The sequence below is a fragment of the Pedobacter sp. UBA5917 genome (genome assembly GCF_002432345.1).
Lineage (GTDB): Bacteria > Bacteroidota > Bacteroidia > Sphingobacteriales > Sphingobacteriaceae > Pedobacter.
This window is the reverse complement of the sequence record NZ_DJDT01000203.1, coordinates 1-23,451: the sequence shown is the minus strand read 5'-3', so window position 1 is coordinate 23,451 and position 23,451 is coordinate 1. Positions and strand designations below refer to the sequence as shown.

Genomic DNA, 23,451 nt, shown 5'->3' with positions numbered 1-23,451 from the left:
CGGTACGTGTCTTCACGGACCGGAATTTAGTACATGTTCTCATGTACCCTCGCTCTGGTAGGTGTCTCCACGTACCAGAATTTAACTATAAACTTGTAAACTAAATTAATCTTTGTAATTTTCACCACGCCTCGGTTGGTGTCCTCACAGACCGAAACAAAATTTAAATACAATGAAGCTGAATATCCAACCAAGTGTAATTTTTAGAACACCTAAATTTTCATATCAATCCGAACTTTCCGATTGCTGGGAGGAATTAAAAGCAGCAATTTCAATCTCTTCGGCGACTTTTTACGAAACTATAAAAGAGGTAAGTGCGGTCGAATTAAAAGATCTGCCACCAAAGGTTTATTTTACCATCTGGAAATATTTTAACCGCGCAAAATTCCGCTCTACGCCTTATGGTACATTTGCCGGTTTTAGCCTGCTGAACGAAGGTGTTAAACCCTCAGAAAGCAAAATTGTAATTACTGAAGAGCAAAAAATAAGAGAACTGGTAGACTGGCCTTACAAAAACAACATCCGGTTCCCGTTATCCGATCTCCTTCAAAAAAACTGTATGCTGTTTAGCAACAGCAGCTACTATTTTACACCAAATAGCATCCGTTATATAGCCTGTGCCGACGGTATTTTTGAACTTGCAGAGCTTGATGAAAATGATCTCGTAAAACAGATCTTAAATGCATGTTTAAAACCTATTGCTATTCATAATCTTATTGCTGCATTAAACTTAAAGGATACGGAAGTAGATAACTTATTTGAGCTGCTGCAGGATATGCACGATCTTCAGCTCATTTTTACCGATTACGACCCCAATATTATCGGAAAAGATTATTTCGAAAGAATTGGGCTTATGGGCACAAAGGATCTGCCAAAATACCTGATTGCTCAAAGAACAGTACAAAGCGGTCATTTAAACGAACAAGTGCTTCAGTCTATACCCAATATGGTAAAAATGCTGCACACTATTTTACCCGTTAATAACCGCGAGGCCCTAAGCCGTTTTATAACCGGTTTTAAAAAGAAATTCGAAGAGCAGGAAATACCGCTTTTACTGGCACTCGATCCCGAAATGGGCATTGGTTACGATGAACTCGAACAGGCAGGCCATAATGATGATTTTATCTCAAAACTGAAAAGCAGGCCGGCCAGATCTGAAAATGCCAAAGGAAATATTAAACCCGTATTTAAGGATATCCTTTCTCCGCAAAGTTTCGAAAAAGGCAAACCTATATTGCTGAATAAACTTACAGTTAAGCCAACCGAAGATATAAAGCCATTGCCAAATTCCTTTAGCATGATTATGTCTGTAAGCGATGGACTTGTTTTTGCCGAACAGATAGGTGGCGTAACTTCAAATGCTTTAACCGGTAGGTTTACCATGGCTGACGAAGCGGTAGAGCATTATGCCAAAAGTATAGCCGAAGCCGAACAGACAGCCAATCCTGATGTGCTGTTTTTTGATGTAGCCTATATGGTCGAAACCAATGTAGATAATGTAAACCGCCGAAAGTTAATTTATGGGCGCCAGCTATCCATCTTAAATTTTGATACTTCTGAAGATCCGCTTACTTTAAATGATATCCAGCTTTCGGTTAAGGGAAACGAAGTTGTACTGCGGAGTAAACGTTTAAATAAACGTTTGGTGCCCCGATTGGCTTCAGCCTATAATTATTCGCGCTCTGATTTATCTGTATTCAGATTATTATGCGATTTACAGCACCAGGGATTACAGAACAGTCTTTCCTTAACGCTCGATACATTATTCCCTGATCTGGATTATTATCCACGTTTGCAGTACCAGAACATCGTGTTGAGCAACTGTAAATGGAAGATCAAAAAAGACGACCTTTTAGATAAGGACAAAAAAATTTTATCGGCTGGGTTATGCCGTGCCCATCTTGTTGAAATTGGTGTAGGCAATTATTTTAAAGCAGGTTTATCCGATCAAACCCTGTGTTTTGCCCTGCATAGCGATGATGATTTAAATGCGTTTCTTCAATACATGCAAAAACAGAGCTCATTATATATAGAAGAAGTAAAGATTCCAACTGATAGTCTGGTGATAGATGAAGAGGGGAAACCTTATTTTGCTCAGTTTATTTTAAGCATCAATCATCAGCAAAAAATATATGAAGTTTTATTGCCGGATGAGGCTCAGGTTCAGGTAACCCGGCATTTCCCACCGGGATCGGAATGGCTCTACTTCGAGATTTATTGTCATCAGCAACGGTCTGATCAGATTTTGGCCGAAGTAATTGCGCCTTTTCTGGAAAATTACCAGACTGATATAATATCGTGGTTTTTTATCCGCTATAATGAAAATGGAAACCACATCAGGCTTAGACTCCAGTTAAACAATAAATCCAGAACGCAGGCATTAACATCGGGTCTGATGGACGAATTAGCGCTGTTTTTAAACTCCGGATTGGTATCTGATATACAGATCAAAACCTATAAACGCGAACTCGAGCGTTATGGCCACGATATGATTGAAAATGTAGAGCAGCATTTTTCGGTAGATAGCGGCTATGTACTGTCGCTTTTCGAAACACAGCCAGATCATTTCGAAAAATACCAGCTGTGCGGTACCCTGGTATCAAAAATCATTAAAGCCGGGGTATTTGGTCAACAGGCTATGGTTAAAATCATCAGGTCTATTTCCGATTCCTTTAATCAGGAGCACCAGCTCGATGCAGCAGACTTTAAACAGCTCAATAACCAATACCAGCAGTTTAGAAATGCAGAATTTAATGTGCTTAATATAACCCAGGAACAACAATCTGAAGCATTTGCCAGTTCATTAATCAGTATTCTTCAACAGGAAAAACCAGAAAACCGCGTTAAACTGTTCAGCAACCTAATGCACATGCATATAAACAGGCTTTTTAACAGAGATCAGCGAACACACGAAATGGTGATGTACTACTTTTTGTTAAAAGATATGCAAAGGCAAAATGCCATGCAGGCTTAGCGGTTTAACCTCGCCATAGGATTAACAACAGTTACCTCTATTTCGGTTATATAACGGTTAAGCGGATCTTTAAAATACCTGAAAATGTATTCGCTGCCGTAAAAATTACTGAGTCGTTTGCCAATGTTTTCGATACCCACATGATGGCTTTCGGTCTGTTTGCCCTTATTATCATTAATCATGTTAACGGTTTTGATATTCAGCTTATCATTTTCGTAAGTAATATTAATCAGTGCGGGCTGTGTGGAATGCGAAACATTACCGTGCTTAAAGATGTTCTCTACTAAAGTTAATAAGATAAGAGGTGGGAACCTTAATCCGAATAAATCTCCGTTTACTTCCAGTTCCAGATTAATCGTGTTAGCCGTTCGGAGTTTATGGAGATTGATCAGGTGTTCAATCTGCTCAATTTCTTCGCTTAGAGGAACCATTTCCGATGCTTCAGGCCGTTTTAGGGCATAACGCATCATTTCAGCCAGATTCATAATTGCATCTGCTGCCATGGGTGCTTTTTTGCGGGCATCGTTATATATAAAGTTTAAGGTATTAAATAGAAAGTGCGGATTGATCTGACTACGCAGATAATTGTTCTGCGATTGTACCAGGTCACTCTCTAAAGCCTGCTTTTCGATCTGCGTAACCAGGTTTTGCCTTTCAAGTGTTTCTACTTTCTTTTGATCATGGAATGATTTAATGATATAAACATAACCTGTTGCAAAACCAATATAGTATAAAGAGCGGTAAGTACAGCCTAAAATAAAAACCATATCGAAAACGATTGGAGTAGGCGCTTTAATAAAGCCAATTGCCCTAAAAGATGCACTTAGTAAAAATGTAACCGAAGTGTACATCAAGCTGGCTACTAATATCAGTAATACAACCTTGATTATTTTTAGTGATACTGCTTTTTTACTTAATACCCTATTTAGAAAAAAAGAATAAATATAAAAAATGGAGATGTTAGTAAGATAAATTACGATGTAAACCCCCGGTTGTTTAAATGATTTAGAAAATAAACCAAGGATAAATACTTCATATATGATGTAAATTCCCCAGATAATGATGTGAAGTTTATATTTTTCGTAGAATGTTTTTAATTTTAAAAAAACTCATTTTTCTCTTTTAATCTATTAAAATTGGGGTTTTATCTCCCAAAAACAGGGGTTTTGTGTAAAAAAGTAGTTGCGTTGTGTTTTGTGTTGCACCTTTACAGAAATTAATAACAACAAATAATCACATTATAAAAAAATAATACCATGAAAGCACAACACACTACTAAACTTGCAAAAAAAACCGTTTTCGTTTATAAAAGCATTAAAGCTCAAAATAATTATGCTACCAATCCTATAACTGACCAAAGCCAAACTATCATCATGACGGCTACAGTTAGCGATATTTTTGCCATTTAATTACTACTGATTTCGGTTCGATTTCAATAAGCTGCTCTGTACATAGGCGAAGAAAGCATCCTTGTAACCTTCGCCAATCTGGATCATTTCATTATTCACCAAGCGGATAATATTTCCATCTACCTTTTTAATTGCCGATTTGGCAACAATGTTAGATTTGTTAACCCTTATAAAAGCATGGGTTTCTAAAGCTTTCTCAATTTCTTTGAGTGTAAGATAGGTAGTATGGGTTTCGGTTTTGGTTATAATCTGGATATAGTTCTGTAAGGCCTTAATATATAGTATTTCATCAATTGCGATGTTAGAAAAAGCATACTTGTGGTCGCCTTTAATGTAAAGCGCCGCAACCTGTTCGGCCTCTTTAGGAGCAGTAGCCTTAGCATTTAGAGCCTCTTTCTTTAAAATCCGGTCGATACCCAAAGCAAATTTTGCAAAGGAAATCGGTTTTAGTAAATACTGGTCTGATTGTACATCAAAGGCCTGTAGCGCATAATCAGGATGAGCAGTGGTAAAAATCAGGTATTTTGCTTTTTCCCTAATGTTTTTGGCTAATTCCAGGCCGTTTATACCCGGCATATCGATATCCATAAACAGTAAATCAATCTCATCGTCGATTTTTATTTCCGTAAGTGCCTGCACCGGGCTGGTAAAGGTCTTAAATATTGTTAGCCCCGGCATTTCTGCAATGTGGTCAGTTAGCACCTCAATTGCATGTTGCTCATCGTCTATAACAACGCATTTTAGATTCATGATTTTAAATAGGTTTGTTTTGATTTGAATGCAAGTTAAATAAAAATGAATTGATTTAGCAAATGGGCTAAAAAAATCTTCAACTCTGGGTTTATCTAAAAAACCTACTGGTTTCGTGTAAATTTCTACTGGGTTCGTGTAAAAAACTTATCCGGTAAACTTCTTTTTGTAATCTTTAAACTGTTTGCCAAAAACAAAACAATCAGGGAGTTAAATCCCCGATTAAATTAAAAAACATCTACCTGCCCAATATTGTGTAGCCTGTGGATAAAAAATATAAACAGGCCATACAAAACTGGGTTTAAAGATTGAACTGAAAATTTAAAAAGAAAAAATACCGAAAAGCAAGAAATATTTCCCCTACATCTATCTACCTCCAAAATGAAACACAACGAATACGAGTACTTACTTAACAAAATTTACTACAAGGGGATTCTTAAAAGCCAGGGAATCAACTCTGATATGTACCAGAGAATGCAGAACGAATACAGTAATCTGGATACTCCAGGGCTTGTAAACGGAAGACTAGATAGCGACTATGCATTCAGAAAATCTTTTTTGGTTGTTCGTAACTATGTTCAGCAAGCTATTAAAGACGGTTTAAAAAGTTTTCAGTTTAGCATGAAAGCGTCTGATATCAATAAATTGACCTATATGGTTGATATGTTGAACAGAAACTTTTTCGATAAACAAAGTTTAGATCAGATTATCATCACTGCAAATTCGGTATTTAACCAGTACAATTTAAAAAACTAAACCTAATAAGATATAACATGGAATTGAAAGACGAAATAGGGCAATTTGCCGTAAGAATCAAAAAAATGCTTCCACAGGTTCAATCTGAGGATTTAACAAGGAATGCCTTGGTAATGCCATTTATCCAGATCTTGGGATTCGACCCATCTGAGGTTCAATCTGAAGCTGTATTAGATTTTGGGGTTAAAAAAAGCAAAAAAGTGGATTATACCATTATGAAAGATGGTGAGCCAACTATTTTGGTAGAGTGTAAACACCATGATGATAATTTAGATATCCACGATTCGCGTTTATCTAAATATTTCCGCAAAACCAAAGCAAAATATGGTTTGTTAACCAATGGTTTAGTTTACCGTTTCTATACAGAGAAAATGGTAAGATCTAAGAAAAACCAAGAGCCTGCCTTCGAATTCAAAATTACCGATACCAAAGCAGCTACAATTGCAAAAATGATTGAAGAACATAAAGATTACTTCAAGGTAGATGCTAAAAATAATGCTTTAACAAGCTAAAATATAAATTTCGACCCTAAAGGTTCCTGAAATTCCAAAAAAGTCCTGGTTGCTAAACCGGGACTTTTTTTGTGTACTTATTATTGGTTAATCGCTCTCCACTCTCCGCTCTCCGCCCATCGCTCCACGCCCTCTGCCAAACAAAAAAAGGATGTCCAGATTTCTCCGAACATCCTTCAATAAGTTATTACTGTATTTGCTGATTAAATCAGTTCTACGCTTCTGCTTACAAAAGCTGTTAGTTCTGCTCCGGTTAACATGCCCTGGGCCAATAGCGCTAAATCTACCGCTTGTTTAGCCAGGGTACTTTGTTCGGCTTCATCTGATTTTAAGATCTTGCTGATCAACTTATGGTTTCCGTTAATGGCTACTTTATAGTTATCGGGCATCTGACCATAAAAATTCATTCCGCCGCCCATTGCAGCCATATCTTTCATACGGCGCATAAACTCGTCCATGGTAATGGTAACAGGCAGTTCTTCTGGATTTAAGGCCACAATTTCTACGTGCATACCTGGTTTGGTAATTGCTTTTTCGAAAATTGTGGTAACTTCTTTTACCTGGTCTTCACTTAATACATGTTCGTTTTGCTCGTCTTTTTCAATCAGCTTGTCGGCAACGCTCGAATCAACACGTTTAATAGATGTTTTTTCAAGCTTTTGCTCTAACTGATTGATGAAATGGTTGTCGATCGGCGAATCCAGTACCAGAACATCATAATCCTTTTTATTGGCCGATTGGATAAAAGCATCCTGTTTTGCGGCATCGTTGGTATATAGATAAACTACGGTACCGTTTTTATCGGTTTGTAAGGCAGATACCTTTTCTTTGTATTCAGGTAAGGTAAAAAGTTCGTTTTTAGTGTTTCCAACCAAAGCAAAATCTTTCGCTTTATCATAAAACTTCTCTTCGCTGATCATACCGTATTTTACAAATAAACCAATGTCTTTCCATTTGTCCTCGTAAGCTTTACGGTCTTTGGCAAACAATTCTGCTAATTTATCGGCAACTTTTTTGGTAATGTAGTTATTGATCTTTTTAACATTGCTATCAGCCTGTAAGAAACTACGCGATACGTTTAAAGGAATATCAGGCGAATCGATTACCCCGTGCAATAACATCAAAAATTCAGGCACAATATCTTTAACCTCATCGGTAATAAAAACCTGGCGTGAATAAAGCTTGATTTTGTTGCGTTGCATTTCGAAATCGTTTTTCAACTTCGGGAAGTACAGTACACCGGTTAAATTGAACGGATAATCAACATTTAGGTGGATCCAGAACAATGGTTCTTCGCTAAATGGATATAATTCGCGGTAAAAACTTAAATAATCCTCATCTGACAAATCTGCAGGAGCTTTTGTCCAGATCGGGTTAGTGGTATTGATGATGTTATCAACTTCAACATCGTTATATTTTGCCTTACCTTCTTCGTCAACACCGTCTTCAACAGATTCGGTTTTGGTACCGAATTTAATCGGAACAGGTAAGAATTTAGCATATTTATCAAGGATGCCCTGAAGTTTGCTTTCTTCCAAAAACTCTTCCGAATCTTTGTTTACATGAAGAATGATATCGGTACCGCGGGTAGTCCTTGTACCTTCGGTAATTTCGAATTCAGTACTACCATCGCAAACCCAACGGGCAGGTTCAGCGCCATCCTGATATGATAATGTCTGGATTTCAACCAGATCAGCTACCATAAAGGCCGAATAGAAACCTAAACCAAATTTACCTATGATTTCGTTGGCATCTTTAGCATCTTTAAATTTCTCAACAAACTCGCTCGCGCCAGAAAATGCAACCTGGTTAATGTATTTTTTGATTTCTTCGGCAGTCATACCCAAACCATTATCGCTGATGGTAATGGTTTTTGCGTCTTTATCAACAGCAACCTGCACCAATGGTGTACCTACTTCGCCGTTAAACTGACCTAATGAACCTAGTCTTTTGATTTTTTGAACCGCATCTACTGCGTTTGAAACCAATTCACGAAGAAAAATTTCGTTATCAGAATATAAAAACTTCTTAATTATCGGGAAAATGTTCTCAGTGTGTATCGAGATATTTCCTTTTTCCTGTATGCTCATACGTAAATAAATTGTTTAAATCTATGTCGTGCATATCAAGGCCTGTTCCAAAAACATTTATTTGCCAAAATGACAGTAGAAAGCAGGTAAGATGGAAAATGGATGATGGAAAATGTTGAAATCTATTTGATGAAATATTGGTTAAATGCTATTTACTTTTATTAATCAGAATATATTTTTCACCTGTAGCTGTATAACTTAGGTCTCCATTATCTTTCATCCGCTCTAAATAAAGATTTTTACCTTCAATTTTGAAAGAATAAACATCACCATCTATACAACCATTATTGGTGGTTTGCTCGCAAAAATAGATTGCATCGAAATCAACACCCTCAACAAAATCAGATACCATATCATAATGGGTAAAATTCTTAAAATTCACCTTACCCTTATCTGAAAAGGTGATAAGCTCTCCTGAGTTTTGTAAAGAGTAAGTGCCCGTGGTTAATGTGTTTCTTAAAAGTTCATCGAAATCGCATTTCATCTTTTCATATAGTTCCCTTTTATTGGTTCTTGTTGAATGTATTTCGAGGAGATTGGGCGAAATGTAATTCAGTTCGAAAGGAACTTCAAAAGACTGATATTCCTTAAGCCGTAGTGGATCACTTGCGAATTTATTCTTTTTTTTATCGAACTTTAAAAAAGCACGATAACCACCTTCATGATCCGAGAGGCCGTAAAGGGTAGCCGTATCGCCAACTAGTTCTTCTTTTAATAACTGGGCAACTAATACTGTTGTTTTATAATTATGGCTACCAAATATGGATTTGGTTTTCCGGATGTTATCGATATATTCTTTCGATATCCAATCGCCATGTAGCTGATCGGCTATTTCTGTTATCGATTGACCTGAAGTATCGTTTTTACTTAATTTTTGTTGATTTGTTTTATCTTCTGTAGGCCGGCAGCCGAAGAATAATAATGCAATAATTAAAATATTAGATAAGGCTTTCATTTGAGCGTTGGGATGATTGTTGGTTTTTAAAGTAAATTAAGAGAAAAAATCGAGACATTTACGTTGTAATTTGTGTTCCCACAAACCATCAATGAATCTCACGCGAATAATTTCTTATCCTTCATCGCTATAGGCCAGTTCGATATCGATAAACTGGATAATCAGCGAGCAAACGTTGCCTTCAATATCAAAGCCATAATAAACAGGGTAGGTGCCATCACCGAAACCGCTCTGAAAAAACGGGATATGGTAATCTGTACCCGGAATTTTCCAGTTGATCCAATCTCCCGCTTCGCGTTGATAAATTGGATTTTCGGCGTAGTTAGCGGCAAATAGTACAGCGAAATAATCATCATACAGGTTTTTGCCCGGATTTTCGCTATGGAACTTATCCTGAAAAGTACAGAAGTGTTTTAACGTTTCCTTATCCAGCACACAGCCTAAACCTGCATCTACATTAAATCCGAAAAATTCGCCTTCGTTAAAATCAACAAGATCTTCTGTACCAATCAGTGCTTCTTCAAACCTAACGGCATCATAAGCTGTAAACTGTACTTTAACCGCGGCATAGCGGGCGCAATCTTCATCATCGGGCACCACAACAGCCGCAGTAACCGGAAACTCACCCGTAGGCACTTTAATGATATATGGCTCGGCATCCTTACGGATATAAACCAGCGGATCGCGCACCAGAATTTCTCCTGTTGGGATAGAAACGCTGCCCAGTTCGAGATGGTCGATCTCTTTGCCCCCAACCTCGGTTTCTTCGAAATAATCGTTAAGGTTGTTCGGACAGGCCAATAAATTACGTTTTTCGTTCCAGGTTTTTAACCATGTTTCGCTTGGTAGCATAATGTTTATTTTAAAGGTAGATAAGGTATAAAAATAAAAAAGCCAGAGAGATTTGGGGTCTTTCCGGCTAAATATTTTTGATCGTAGGAATTAATTTAAGTGGAAACTTGGTTTGTCCTCTTCCAGCGATAGGATTTTTGAAATCTTTTTAAGCAGCACATCCATCTGGAAAGGCTTTGAAAGGAAATCGTCCTGGCCATAATTCAGGGTTGTAAAATCTTTCGGATCGTATAAACCCGAGATCAGTAAAATCGGAATTTTAGAGGTACTTTCGATCGATTTTAACTGCTCGCATAACACGCGCCCATCAATATGGCCAAGAGAAATATCAAGTAAAATCAGATCCGGGCCAAAACTTTCAATCCTGTTGAAAATTTCCTCACCATCACTAAGTGCCGAGACCTTAAAGCCCCCAATTTCCAATATCAATTGTATGGTTTCTAAAACCTCAATATCATCATCTACAACCAGTATTCTCTTCATATACATTAGCAATTTAATATGCTATAAAAATATAACAATAGTTATGTTGTTATGTTTACAATCTTAAGAATATTTTAACAATAAATTTATAAGCAGAGCAAAATAGATTTAACTGGCCTGTTGTACAATGCCTTCTTTCTGTAAAATGAAACTGAAAAGTTCCTCAATGGGTTTCTGAAGTATTTTTCCCGGCTCAATTCCGTTTTCGATAAGCACAGACACAAGCGAATCCTGATAATAGTATGCAATAGAACCTACAAAATGGCATGGTACGCTTTTATGTTTCGGATAATCTTTAATATTGGTATCAACAAATTCCTGGAAACCTGTTCGGAGGATATCCTGGATAAAAGGATGATCTTTATGGTTGGCCATAAAACGGCTGAAACCTGCTAAATAAATATTTGGGAAAGGTTTTTGGTAAACGTTTGTGATGATCTGCTCCTTTTCTGATGGAAAAGCTTTTTTGAACTCTGCTGCTAAATTAGCCGGCATTTTATTGTACAGATAGCTTAAAAGTACTTTTTTACCAAAGAAAGTGCCCGAACCTTCATCACCCAGTACATAACCCAGGCCATGGTGACCATCGTGGATTTTTTTGCCATCAAAATAACAGATGTTCGAGCCCGTGCCCAAAATACAGTTTAAACCTTCTGCGTTTCCACAGGTGGCATATACCGAACCTAAAAGATCGTGATCTACCGAGATAAAAGCATTTTCAAAAATGGCTGACAAGCCATTCGAAACCACCTCATGTTTATCGGGTGAGGAGCAACCGGCCCCAAAAAAGTAAATTTCCCTAACATCATTGGCATATTGTATCAGGGATTCATTTTTGGTGATCAGTTTCGTAATTTCCTGCTCACTTAAGAAATAAGGGTTTATCCCCGGTGTGCTAAATTTAATGGTTTCGCCATTGTGATAACCCATCCAATCGGTTTTCGATGAGCCACTATCTGCAACAAGTATCATGGATTAAATATAAAAATTAATTGGAGAATTTTATACTTGAAATAATTTCGTTACCAATATTAAATCGTTTTAGTGCTGAATTGGAGAAGATTAAAATCGGATAAATTTAAATTATATTCCACCACAAAGGCACGAAGACACAAAGGGAGTTTTTTGTGAACCATGCTAACCAATGGCCAATAAACCCATAGCTTATCGACTATGAACCATCAAACCATGAACCACCAAACCATAAACCAATAAACTATTTCATATCTATATTCCCACTAATCGCTTTTAAGTTGGTTTCGGCTATTTTGGCCTGGTATTGCATTTCGATAAAACGGTTCTGTGCATCAATGGCATTGCGTTGTGCTTCCCTCAGTTCTAAAGGAGCGATACTGCCCAAGCGGTATTTAGCTAAAGTAATATCGAGGTTCTCCTTTGCAATATCTACGTTCCGTTGTTCCAATTTGATCAGGTCGAGGTAGGTGCTATAATTTTGATAGGCGGTAAGCAACTGTGAATTTACATCGAGCTTGGTTTTATTCAAAGTAAGGGCCGAATTATCGATTTCGATTTTTGCATTCCTTTCCTGCTGGCGTTGTAAAAAGCCATTAAATAAATTGATACTCGCTGTTACACCATAGGTAAAACCATTAGCCGCATATTTCTGGTTAAAACCAGTAGGGCTGGTGCTGTTTGCCCTGCTGTAGCCCGAATTTAGGCTTACAGCCGGATACCTTGCTCCACGGATTGATTTTAAGTTTAAGGCTGCAATGCGCTGGTTGATAAAAGCATTCTGCACATTCGGATTCTGCTGTTCAGCCAGTTCGGCCATTTTACTGAATAGAATACCTTTATCCACATCAATGCTGTTATCTACCGAAAAAGTAGTGCCGTTATCCCTCACCATCAATTGGTTTAAACGCACCTTTGCTACTTGTAAGGCATTTTTGGTCTGCAGGTAATTTGAGGTATCGGTATTATAATCAACCTGTGCGGTAAGTACATCCAGTTTTGAGCCACGGCCAAGCTGCAATTTGGTTTTGGCAATATTGGTACGCAGAATAGAAACATCCATAGCACTATCAGCCGCGATAAGCAGTTGTTGCTGTCTAACCACATCATAATAAGCTGTAATTACATCTGCTACGGTAGTTAAAATGGTTAAGCGGGAGTTAAGTTCGCCCTGTTTTTGCAACTCTTTTAAACGGTCGTAATTGGCAAACATGCTAAAACCATCAAAAATGGTCCAGTTTAAATCTGCACCGTAACTGTTGTTGGTACTTTTAGCACCGGTAATTACCCTATCTGGGCCGGTTGCAGGGGTTTGCCTGGTGTTTTGAACACTTGCGCCGTTGGTATAACTTCCGGTTAAATTGGGTAACATACCCGCATTACCGATATTGGCATTGTTTTTTGCAATGTTAATCTGGTTTTTGCTGATTTTAATATCATAGTTATTCTGCAAAGCAATGGTAACAGCCTCTTGCAGGCTTAGTTTTTCCTGAGCAAAGCCTGAAAACGATAAGCTTACCAATAGGATCAATATTTTTAAATTCTTGCTCATCTTATTCTTCTGTATGTAAAGCTTCCTGTTCAAAACGATGGGCTTCTTTTAATTCTTTATTCGGTTTGTATGGTTTTGCCCAGTAAGAGTAAATGGCCGGAATTACAAACAGGGTTAAAACCAATGAGAACAATGTCCCCCCAACAATTACGGTTCCCATACTCATCCTACTTTTTGCCGCAGCACCTAAAGCCAGTGCAATAGGTAAGGCACCAATGGCAATGGCCAAACTGGTCATTAAAATGGGGCGCAAACGCGAAACGGCAGCCTCGCGGATAGCTTCGGGAATGGCGATGCCTTTTTCTTTCAGCTGGTTGGCAAATTCAACGATCAAGATACCATTTTTGGTTACCAGACCAATCAACATAATGGTACCGATCTGGCTGAAGATATTCCAGCTCTGACCACATAACCACAGCGATAAAAATGCACCGGCAACAGCCATTGGTACGGTTAAAATAATGATAATCGGATCTTTAAAACTCTCGAACTGCGCCGAAAGGATTAAATAAACGAGTAGGAGGGCCAAACCGAATGCAAAAAAGGTATTAGACGAACTTTCTTTAAAATCCCGCGATTCACCACTTAAATCGGTTGAAAACGTTTCGTCCAATACTTTTTTAGAAATGGCATCCATGGCATCGATACCTTCGCCGATACTTTTACCCGGTGCTAAACCGGCAGAAACGGTTGCGGCAATAAAACGGTTGTTCCGGTATAACTGTGGCGGACTGCTTTCTTCTTTTGCAGTAACCACGTTATCCAACTGGATGAGTTCGCCCTTATCGTTACGTACATAAACCGAACTTAAATCCAACGGATCTTTTCTGTCGCCACGATCGAACTGACCGATTACCTGGTACTGTTTTCCGTTCATAAAGAAATAAGAGAACCTTTGTCCGCTTAAACCAAGATTTAAGGTTTGTGCGATGGCCGAAATTGAAACGCCTAAATTTTTCGCTTTATCACGGTCGATGGTCAGGTTAATTTCGGGTTTGTTAAATTTCAGGTTTACATCCGAAACGGTAAAAGTAGGGTCTTTTGATACCGCATCCATAAACAAAGGAATTTTCTCCCTAAGCTTTTCAAAGTTCTGCGCCTGGATGATATAACTGATTGGTAAACCACCACGGCGTCCCACCGAAATGGTAGGTTGCTGGTTAACGATGGTTTTACCTTCGGTATATTTTTTTGTAATCTTGGTAAGCATATCGGCAATATCCTTTTGTGAACGTTCGCGTTCTTCAGGATCTGTTAAACCCATCCTTACAAAACCAGAGTTTACAGAGCCCGATCCACCAAAACCAGGTGAGGTAATGGTAATGTTTACATTCTTTTCCGGAACAGAATCGATTACCAGCTGGTTCAGTTTCATGATAAACTGATCGGTATAGGTAAAAGATGCACCCTCTGGCGTAGTTACGTTGATGTTGATTGCACTTCTATCGTCGTATGGGGCCGTTTCTTTCGGTAATACTTTCCAGAATAAGAAAATTAAACCCATACACACCAGAATAATCGGAATGGAAAGCCATCTTTTATCTAAAAATTTATTCAGGTTCGATTCGTACGCATCATTCAGTTTTACAAAGTAAGGCTCTGTCCAATTGTAAAACCTCGAAGGTTTGTGCCCGCCTTTTTTCATCAGATAGGCATTCAACATTGGCGTTAAGGTTAGCGATACAAATGCCGATACCAGCACGGCAGCGCCGATTACCACCCCAAACTCCCTAAATAGGCGGCCCACAAAGCCCTGTAAGAAAATTACCGGTAAAAACACCGCAGCAAGGGTAATGGAGATGGAAATTACCGCAAAAAAGATTTCGTTGGATCCTTTTATAGCGGCTTCAAATGGCGACATGCCTTCCTCCACCTTTTTAAAGATATTTTCGGTTACCACAATACCATCATCCACCACCAAACCGGTAGCCAGTACAATGGCCAGTAAACTCAATACGTTTATCGAGAAACCAAAGGCGTACATGATAAAGAAGGTAAAGATCAACGATACCGGAATATCAATTAACGGCCTGAAAGCGATGGCCCAATCCCTAAAGAAAAGGTAAATGATCAGAATTACCAATACCAGCGATAAACCAATGGTTTCGGCCACCTCGGTTACCGAACGTTTAATGAAAAGGGTATTATCCAGAGCTACCTTTAGCTTAATATCTTGTGGAATATCAGCTTTTAACTTATCGAAACGTTTGTAAAATTCTTTACTGATGTCGAGGTAATTGGCCCCGGGCTGTGGAATAATGGCAATGGCTACCATCGGCTTGCCCGATTCGCGTAAAATGGTTTCCTCATTTTCAGGACCCAATACGGCATAGCCAACATCTTTTAATTTAACCACCTGGTTGCTATCTGACTTTAGAATTAAGTTGTTAAACTCATTTTCGTCGGTCAGTTTTCCTAAGGTTTTTACGGTTAACTCTGTGGTTGCCCCGGTAATTTTTCCTGAAGGAAGCTCTACGTTTTCGTTATCTAAAGCGGTAACAATGTCCTGCGAGGTTAAACCATAAGCACTCAGTTTATTCGGATCCATCCAAATACGCATGGCATATTTCCGTTGTCCCTGAATCTGAACGCTACTTACACCCGGAATAGTTTGGATACGGTCGGCAATTACGTTTTCGGCATAATCACTTAAAGCAAGGGTATTCCGTTTATCACTCTGTATCGTCATCGATAAAATCGGATCAGAGTTGGCATCGGCCTTACTTACCACCGGTAAACCGTCGATATCTTTCGGTAATGTACGTGCGGCCTGCGATACCTTATCACGTACATCATTCGCTGCTTCTTCAATATTTTTATCGAGGTTAAACTCGATGGTGATGTTACTGGTACCCTGGTTACTGGATGAAGAAATATTCCTGATCCCATCAATGGCATTGATCGATTTCTCCAAAGGTTCGGTAATCTGCGATTCGATGATATCCGAGTTGGCACCCGGATATGATGTTCTTACCGAAACCACCGTTGGATCAATTGACGGGTACTCGCGTACCCCCAGAAAGGTATAACCGATTATCCCGAAAAGGACAATCAATAAGTTCATCACAATGGCCAGAACCGGCCTCTTTATACTCGTGGTTGAGATACTCATAATTATTCTTTAACCAAATGAACTTTTACAGGAGCATCTTTCTTTAAAGCCATCGATCCGGTTGTTAAAACCGTGTCGCCAACTTTTAATCCCGAGGTAATTACAATGTTTTCATCCGTGCGTGTTCCGGCTTCAACTTTCACCTCCTGTGCTTTCCCATCTTTCTGGATGTAAACGATTTTACCTTTTAAAACCGGAACAACCGCTTCGTTAGGGATCAGAATCGCATTTTGAAGGGTTTTTAAGGCCAGTTTAATTTTGGCAAACGAACCTGGTAGCAGTGCATTATCGGCATTTGGAGCCAAAGCCCTGATCTGTAAAGTACGTGTTGTGGCATTAATGCCCGGCTCTATGGCGTAAACTTTTCCTTTGTTCTGTTTCGAAGAACCATCGGTGGTAAAGGTAATTTCAGAGTTCATTTTAATCTGTCCGGCATATTTCTCCGGAACGGAAAAGGTAATTTTAACCGGATTGGTGCTTACCAGGTTGGCAATAACTGTTGTTGGTGTTAAATAAGTTCCTGCCGAAATGCTCCGTAAACCTACACGGCCGCTAAAAGGAGCACGGATAGTGGTTTTGGCCAGTTGCGCCCTGATTAATTGGGCCTGTGCCTGCAACGATCTTAAGTCGGCTAATGATGTATCGTATTCTTCCTGACTGATAGCGCCTTTGGCCAAAAGCTGTTTTGCACGGTTTTCGTTTGTAGCCGAAAGTTTTTGTTTCGTTAATGCATCCTGCAATTGCGCCTGGATATCCCTGTCGTTTACTTTTACCAGCACACTTCCTTTGGTTACGGTTGTACCTTCCTGGAAAAAAATGCCGGTTACCAAACCCGAAACTTCGCTTTTAAGTACTACAGATTCGTTGGCATCAATAGCGCCGGTAACTTCGAGGTCGTTGTCAAATGATGTTGTTTTTACCACAATCCCATCAACAACCAATGGTGCCGATTTGCCATCTTTACCTCCTGATTTCCCTTTTCCTGACCCGGCAGATGCCCCGCCTTTACCCTCGAGCTTTTTGTTAGCGTTAATTCTGTAATAGACTAAATAAGCCAGACCTATGGCTAAAACAGCATAGATAATATACCTTTTCTTCATGTTTAAATTTGTGTCGTGCGTATTCCAGACATTAAAATCACATTAATGACATAGAATTAGAGCGTAAAAATATTCAAATAGTTTAGTCCTAAATTTGTTGTATTAAGGATGTTACCGATTTTAGTCCGAAGTCCGCAGTCCGAAGTCCACAGTCTAGGCGCAAAATCGTTAGTCCCAATGAACCATTATCCCTCGAAAATCAACAAATTGACGCTTGGTGCCACTTGGATGTTTAAGTTCCATCCGCTTTCCACCAATCGCCAAACGCTGAACGCAAGGCAGAGAGAAACAACTATTTTACACCACATTTAGCTATTTTGTTCCAAAACATCATCAATAAATATAAATTTGTGGCAAAACACAGTGAATATGTTTAATAAAAAATCAATTTTAAGTTTAGTTTTACTACTAACGTGTATTATGGCAGCGAAGGCGCAGGTAAAAATAGGCTTTGAGGTTTCTTTTAAAGAACCACAGGCGCATTATGCCGAAGTGCAGATGAATATTTCTGGCTTGGCAAAAGATTATGTAGATGTAAAAATGCCGGTATGGACGCCCGGTTCATATCTGGTGCGCGAATTTGAAAAAAGTGTAGAAGAGTTTAAAGCTACAGCAGCAGGAAAAGCGGTTAAAGTAGAAAAAGTAAGAAAAAATACCTGGAGGATTTTCTCGGTAAAAGCCGCAAATATCCAGATCAATTACCGAGTTTATGCATTCGAAATTTCGGTGCGTACACCATTTATCGACGAATCGCATGCTTTCTTATCACCAACAGGCATTTTTATGCATCCTGATGGCATGATCAAATCGCCTAGTACGGTAAAAATTATTCCATTTAATACCTGGAGCAAAGTATCAACTGGTTTAGCGCCGGTTGCCGGAGCGCAGTTTACCTATAAAGCAACCGATTTCGACATTCTTTACGATAGCCCGATCGAAGTGGGTAACCAGGATGTTTTCGATTTTATGGCTGCGGGTGTTCATCACGAAGTAGCCATGTATGGCGGTGGTAACTACGATAAGGAAAAACTTAAGGTAGATATGGCCAAAATTGTAGAGAAGGAAACCGAAGTTTATGGCGAGAACCCTAATAAACACTATGTTTTTATTGTACACAACTTTTTAAAAGGTGGTGGCGGTTTAGAGCATTTAAACTCTACTACTTTGGGTGCAAGCAGAAATGCATACAATACGGACGAAGGTTATAAAGGCTTTTTAAGTTTGGTTGCACACGAATATCACCACCTTTGGAATGTTAAACGTTTGCGTCCGGTGGCGTTAGGACCATTCGACTACGATAATGAGAATTACACCACCAACCTTTGGGTAGCAGAAGGATTTACCTCATATTACGAGAACAAATACATCCACAGGGCCGGTTTTACAGATGTAAATGAGTTTTTGAAAGATCTTGCTGGTGGTGTGGGTACGGTTTTAAATACCCCAGGTGCCAAATACCAATCGGCAGCTTCATCAAGCTACGATGCGTGGATTATCGGCTATCGCCCTAATGAGAACTCAAAAAATAATTCTATCTCTTACTATAATAAGGGAGAGGTAATTGGTATTTTAATGGATCTCGAAATCATTAATGCTACAAAAGGTGCCAAAAGTTTAGATGATGTAATGAAAGCCATGTATCTGCAGTGCAAAACATTAAAACGTGGTTATACCGATGCCGAGTTTAAAGCAATGGTAGAAAAGATATCGGGTATCAGTTTTACCAATTTCTGGGCAAAATATGTTAACGGGGTAGATGATGTTGAATACGTAAAATACTTTGCTTATGCTGGTGTAGATGTTGCTACAGAAAATGCAACACCAGGCAAACCGGTTACAGGTGCATCAGGACAGTTAACCAACGATGGTTTGGCAATTACGGCTACCGTAAGAAACTCTGCCGCCTGGACCAGTGGATTAAACGTGAACGATATTGTGCTGAGTTTAGATGATACCTCATTGAGCGATGCATTAGCAACCGTGAGGTTAAAAAGTCCGATGATTTCTTTGGATGCAATCCCTTTGGTTGGTAAAAAGAATATTGGTGATGTATTGAAATTAAAAGTTAAACGCGATGGACTTGAAAAAGAAATCTCTTTAACCTTAAAAGAAAATCCTAACGTACGCTTAAAAGCAACGGTTAACGAAAATGCAACACCGTTACAGAAAGCTGTGTTAAAAAAATGGACAGGGGTTTAGTCTTCAGTCCTTAGTCTGAAGTCCTGAGTCTCGAGTCTATAGTTCAGATATAAAAAAATCCCGTGAGATGAATTTCTCACGGGATTTTTTATGTTTACGCTTTTCGTTCAGCGCCAAACGCTATGCCCTCAGCGCTAAACCCTTCGCTAGAAGGTGTATCTAAATCCTAAACCAAATCTTCCTGGCAAGCTACCGCTGTTGTTATCACCAATATAGATTCTTGGTCTCCAGTCTAATGCCAATGCCAATGGTGCACCGTCAAATTTATAATCCAAACCAGCCATTGGTACTAAATAGAAAGCTGAATTTCCGTTTCCAAGACCAACAGATGGACCACCACCAACAAACCAATCAAGACCTTTTGCTCCTGGGATGGCCGAGTTGTACTGAAGGAAAGCCTGTAAAAACGTAGCACTTCCACCAAAAAGAACCTCACCCTGTAAAGCAGCATTTCTGCTGAAGTGATGTCTGATCGATGGACCAACCAATGTAGCACCATCACCAAAATCAATACCTAAACCTAGTCCGGTTTTATAGTTTTGAGCTTTAACGTTCGTGGTACTGAAGGCAAATAATGCAATGCATCCTAAAATTGTAAATAACTTTTTCATAATTTAAATGTTTTTGTAAAATAATTACCTGCCTAACAACTTTAGTGCCGATTATGTTTTTTGAGTCAAAATCTAAAATGATAAAAACAATGCTTGCATAGTAATTTTGTAATCGCTAAGTTTATTTAAATATTTTTTTAGTCGACGTAAATACAGCTGTTTCTTAATTGCAGGGTATTATTTTTATTAAAAAGGCATATAGGTATCAATCTTTGAGATTGAATTTTTAACTTAACCAAATATTATACGATTCAATATGGCGGCAGAAATTAAACGGGTTTTTGATCTTTTGAAATACAGCCTCGAAAATCCAGCGCAGGAATTCATCAGCGGGAAAATCAACGGAAAATGGATAAATTATAGTACAGCCGATTTTTGTGCTACCGTTGATCACCTGAGTCGTGGCTTGATCAAACAAGGTATTGCCAAAGGCGGTAGGGTAGCGGTAATGTCGCACAATAGGCCCGAATGGAACATTGCGGATTTTGCGGCAAACCAGATCGGCGCTTACCAGATTCCATTATATCCAACCCTTGCCGAACACGATATCGAATTTATATTAAAGGATGCTGATATTTCGATCATTTTTGTGGCCGATGAAGAGTTGTATAAAAAAATAAAACCCTGTGCCGAAGCCATAAATCCAGGCATTAAAATTTATAGTTTTAACGAAATTTCCGAAACCGAAAATTGGAGCGTGCTCATAGAAGCAGGTAAAGCCAGTACAGATATTGATCTGGAAGAATACCGCTCAAAAGTAGCTCCCGAAGATATTTTAACCTTAATCTACACTTCCGGAACTACAGGTACGCCAAAAGGGGTAATGTTGACACATGATAATTTAGTGGCAAACTTTGTAAATTCTGCAGTGGTAATGCCCGAAGGTGTTAAAAAAGGCCTGAGCTTTTTGCCCCTGTCGCATATTTTCGAACGGATGATCATTTATCTTTATCTGTTCAACTATACCGCTATATACTATGCTGAAAGTATGGATACCATTGTGGCCGATATCCAGCATGTAAAACCAAATGCATTTTCTACCGTTCCACGCCTGCTCGAAAAAGTGTACGATAAGATTATGGAAAAGGGTAAAGCATTAACAGGTGTTAAAAGGGGGATTTTCTTTTGGTCGGTAGCTTTGGCCGAAAAATATAGCGTAAATGCAGGTGGCTGGTATAATTTTAAGCTTGGCATTGCTCGTAAACTGGTTTTTAAAAAATGGCAGGAAGCACTTGGCGGTGAGATTGTAGTGATTGTTTCGGGCGGAGCAGCATTAAACCCACGCCTGGCCAGGATTTTCTGGGCGGCAGGTATGCCTGTTTTCGAAGGTTACGGCTTAACCGAAACTTCGCCTGTAATTACCGTTAACCATTTTGGCGGAACGATGTTCGGAACAGTTGGTGAGGTAATTAAAGGAGTTGAAGTTAAAATTGCTGAAGACGGCGAAGTATTAACCCGCGGGCACCAGGTAATGAAAGGTTATTACAACCGACCTGATTTAACCGAAGAAGCGGTTGATAAAGATGGCTGGTTCCATACCGGCGATATCGGCGAATTGGTAGATGGCCGTTTTTTAAAAATTACCGACCGTAAAAAGGAAATGTTTAAAACAGCCGGGGGCAAATACGTGGCTCCGCAGATGTTGGAGAACAAATATAAAGAATCGATTTTTATTGAGCAGATTATGGTATTGGGCGAAAACAGAAAATTCCCTTCTGCTTTGATCGTTCCAAATTTCGAAACCCTAAAAACCTGGGCAGGCAGAAAAGGCATAACCTTTACCAGCAACGAGGAAATCATTAAAAACGAACAGGTGCTTGCTAAGTATAACGAAGTTATCGAAGCGGCAAATGTGGGCTTTGGTAAATGGGAGCAGGTGAAAAGATTTGCTTTATTACCAAAAGAATGGAGTATTGATGGAGGAGAATTTACCCCAAAATTAAGCTTAAAAAGAAAAGTAATTACCGAGAAGAATAGTGAGGTAATCGAAAAAATATACAAGGATGCAGAAAACTATAAAGCCCCTCATTAATTTAAAAAAAACGTTAGCTTCCCTAACTGTGGTGGTTTTGTTGGCCGGTTGCGTAACCGGACAACTGGGAAAAAACAACAGCGGTGAGTACAAAAACGGAATGGTGGTTTCGGCCCATCCCGAAGCATCGCAGGTTGGGGTAGATATTTTAAAAAAAGGCGGTAATGCCGTTGATGCAGCGGTTGCCGTGCAGTTTGCCCTTGCTGTGGTTTACCCTAATGCAGGCAATATTGGGGGCGGTGGTTTTATGGTTTACCGCGGTGCTAATGGCGAAATCAATGCTTTGGATTTTAGGGAAAAAGCTGCTGCATCGGCAAGCAGGGATATGTACCTCGATGCAGCCGGAAACCCGATTGTTGATAAAAGCCTTTACGGGCATTTAGCCGCCGGCGTACCCGGTTCGGTTGATGGTATGGTAGAGGCACATAAAAAGTATGGAAAACTTTCGTGGGCAGAGGTAATACAGCCTGCGATAGATCTGGCACAACGCGGTTTTAAAATCACCAAACGCCAGGCAGGCGAACTGAACAGCCTGCACCGTAAATTTATGGATTTTAATCCCGGCGGAACGGCTTTTGTTAATTTAGAAAGCACCTGGCAGGAAAATGATATACTTGTTCAGAAAGAGCTGGCCAATACACTGAAATTGATCCAGGAGAAAGGCAGGGCCGGTTTTTATGAAGGAGCTGTTGCCGATTCGCTCGTGGCAGAGATGCAGCGTGGCAAGGGCCTGATCACAAAAGAAGATTTAAAAAATTACCATTCGGCCTGGCGTAAACCCATAACCGGCAATTACAGAGGCTATAAAATTATTACCATGCCACCAACTTCGAGCGGTGGTATTGCTTTGATTCAACTATTGCAAAGTGTAGAAAAATTTCCCCTAAAAAAATGGGGACATAATGCCGATTCTACCGTTCAGGTAATTGTTGAGGCCGAAAGAAGGGTATATGCCGATCGTGCCACGCATCTGGGCGACCCCGATTTTTATGCGGTACCACAACAACAGCTTTTAAATGCCGATTATAACAAAAGCCGTATGGCAAACTTTAACTGGGCAGCAGCTACGCCAAGCAGCGAGGTACTGGCAGG

18 protein-coding genes are annotated in these 23,451 nt (G+C 39.3%); 7 read left to right on the top strand and 11 right to left on the bottom strand.

All coding sequences use genetic code 11. The annotated features are described in order from the left end of the window. Window positions 1-172: 172 nt before the first annotated feature. The gene (locus tag B2V92_RS13380) at window positions 173-2,974 is read left to right on the top strand and encodes a lantibiotic dehydratase (protein WP_293308839.1); all 2,802 of its coding nucleotides are present in this window, start codon (window positions 173-175) and stop codon (window positions 2,972-2,974) included. Here B2V92_RS13380 and B2V92_RS13375 read toward each other — a convergent pair. Then, window positions 2,971-3,825 carry a sensor histidine kinase gene (locus B2V92_RS13375; RefSeq protein ID WP_293308837.1) on the bottom strand — a complete coding sequence of 285 codons (855 nt, stop codon included), beginning with the start codon at window positions 3,823-3,825 and terminating at the stop codon, window positions 2,971-2,973. The two genes, B2V92_RS13380 and B2V92_RS13375, sit on opposite strands and share 4 nt — an antisense overlap. A gap of 405 nt (window positions 3,826-4,230) precedes the next feature. Between B2V92_RS13375 and B2V92_RS13370 the strand changes: the two genes are divergently transcribed. Continuing rightward, window positions 4,231-4,383: a hypothetical protein gene (locus B2V92_RS13370; protein WP_293308835.1), complete on the top strand. Its 153-nt coding sequence runs from the start codon at window positions 4,231-4,233 to the stop codon at window positions 4,381-4,383. 3 nt (window positions 4,384-4,386) lie between these two features. On the opposite strand, the gene B2V92_RS13365 is transcribed toward B2V92_RS13370, so the two are convergent. Next, complete coding sequence (locus B2V92_RS13365; protein WP_293308832.1) at window positions 4,387-5,133, bottom strand: LytR/AlgR family response regulator transcription factor; 747 nt, start codon at window positions 5,131-5,133, stop codon at window positions 4,387-4,389. A gap of 381 nt (window positions 5,134-5,514) precedes the next feature. Here B2V92_RS13365 and B2V92_RS13360 point away from each other — a divergent pair, with 381 nt between their 5' ends. Then, entirely contained in the window at window positions 5,515-5,889 is a 375-nt protein-coding gene (locus tag B2V92_RS13360; protein ID WP_293308830.1) for a hypothetical protein, read from the top strand. Window positions 5,890-5,906: 17 nt separating this feature from the next. Continuing rightward, the gene (locus B2V92_RS13355; protein ID WP_293308827.1) at window positions 5,907-6,401 is read left to right on the top strand and encodes a type I restriction enzyme HsdR N-terminal domain-containing protein; all 495 of its coding nucleotides are present in this window, start codon (window positions 5,907-5,909) and stop codon (window positions 6,399-6,401) included. Between the two features lie 203 nt (window positions 6,402-6,604). Here B2V92_RS13355 and htpG read toward each other — a convergent pair whose 3' ends face one another. From htpG to B2V92_RS13315, 8 genes are all read right to left on the bottom strand, one after another. Continuing rightward, the gene (gene htpG / locus B2V92_RS13350; protein WP_349681433.1) at window positions 6,605-8,491 is read right to left on the bottom strand and encodes a molecular chaperone HtpG; all 1,887 of its coding nucleotides are present in this window, start codon (window positions 8,489-8,491) and stop codon (window positions 6,605-6,607) included. A gap of 148 nt (window positions 8,492-8,639) precedes the next feature. After that, a complete protein-coding gene (locus B2V92_RS13345) occupies window positions 8,640-9,446 on the bottom strand; it encodes a hypothetical protein (protein WP_293308825.1) in 807 nt (268 codons plus the stop codon). 114 nt (window positions 9,447-9,560) lie between these two features. Continuing rightward, window positions 9,561-10,298: a DUF4241 domain-containing protein gene (locus B2V92_RS13340; RefSeq protein ID WP_293308822.1), complete on the bottom strand. Its 738-nt coding sequence runs from the start codon at window positions 10,296-10,298 to the stop codon at window positions 9,561-9,563. 90 nt (window positions 10,299-10,388) lie between these two features. Further along, window positions 10,389-10,781, bottom strand: coding sequence for a response regulator (locus B2V92_RS13335; RefSeq protein WP_293308819.1), 393 nt, complete (start codon window positions 10,779-10,781; stop codon window positions 10,389-10,391). Window positions 10,782-10,889: 108 nt separating this feature from the next. Then, a complete protein-coding gene (locus B2V92_RS13330) occupies window positions 10,890-11,753 on the bottom strand; it encodes an N-acetylglucosamine kinase (protein ID WP_293308817.1) in 864 nt (287 codons plus the stop codon). Window positions 11,754-11,997: 244 nt separating this feature from the next. Next, window positions 11,998-13,305, bottom strand: coding sequence for a TolC family protein (locus B2V92_RS13325; RefSeq protein ID WP_293308815.1), 1,308 nt, complete (start codon window positions 13,303-13,305; stop codon window positions 11,998-12,000). 1 nt (window position 13,306) lies between these two features. Further along, entirely contained in the window at window positions 13,307-16,417 is a 3,111-nt protein-coding gene (locus B2V92_RS13320; protein ID WP_293308813.1) for an efflux RND transporter permease subunit, read from the bottom strand. Between the two features lie 2 nt (window positions 16,418-16,419). Further along, entirely contained in the window at window positions 16,420-17,517 is a 1,098-nt protein-coding gene (locus B2V92_RS13315; RefSeq protein ID WP_293308810.1) for an efflux RND transporter periplasmic adaptor subunit, read from the bottom strand. A gap of 420 nt (window positions 17,518-17,937) precedes the next feature. Here B2V92_RS13315 and B2V92_RS13310 point away from each other — a divergent pair, with 420 nt between their 5' ends. Continuing rightward, window positions 17,938-19,716 (top strand): M61 family metallopeptidase, encoded by a 1,779-nt coding sequence (locus B2V92_RS13310; protein ID WP_293308807.1) that lies wholly within the window; start codon window positions 17,938-17,940, stop codon window positions 19,714-19,716. 146 nt (window positions 19,717-19,862) lie between these two features. Here the strand turns inward: B2V92_RS13310 and B2V92_RS13305 are convergent, their stop codons facing one another. Beyond that, complete coding sequence (locus tag B2V92_RS13305) at window positions 19,863-20,327, bottom strand: hypothetical protein (RefSeq protein WP_293308805.1); 465 nt, start codon at window positions 20,325-20,327, stop codon at window positions 19,863-19,865. Window positions 20,328-20,583: 256 nt separating this feature from the next. On the opposite strand from B2V92_RS13305, the gene B2V92_RS13300 reads away from it, so the two are divergent. Together B2V92_RS13300 and ggt are read left to right on the top strand one after the other, a co-directional pair. Further along, complete coding sequence (locus tag B2V92_RS13300; RefSeq protein WP_293308802.1) at window positions 20,584-22,359, top strand: AMP-dependent synthetase/ligase; 1,776 nt, start codon at window positions 20,584-20,586, stop codon at window positions 22,357-22,359. After that, window positions 22,331-23,451 (top strand): gamma-glutamyltransferase (ggt, locus tag B2V92_RS13295; protein WP_293308800.1); only part of this gene is annotated, 1,121 nt, incomplete at its 3' end. The genes B2V92_RS13300 and ggt, both read left to right, overlap by 29 nt.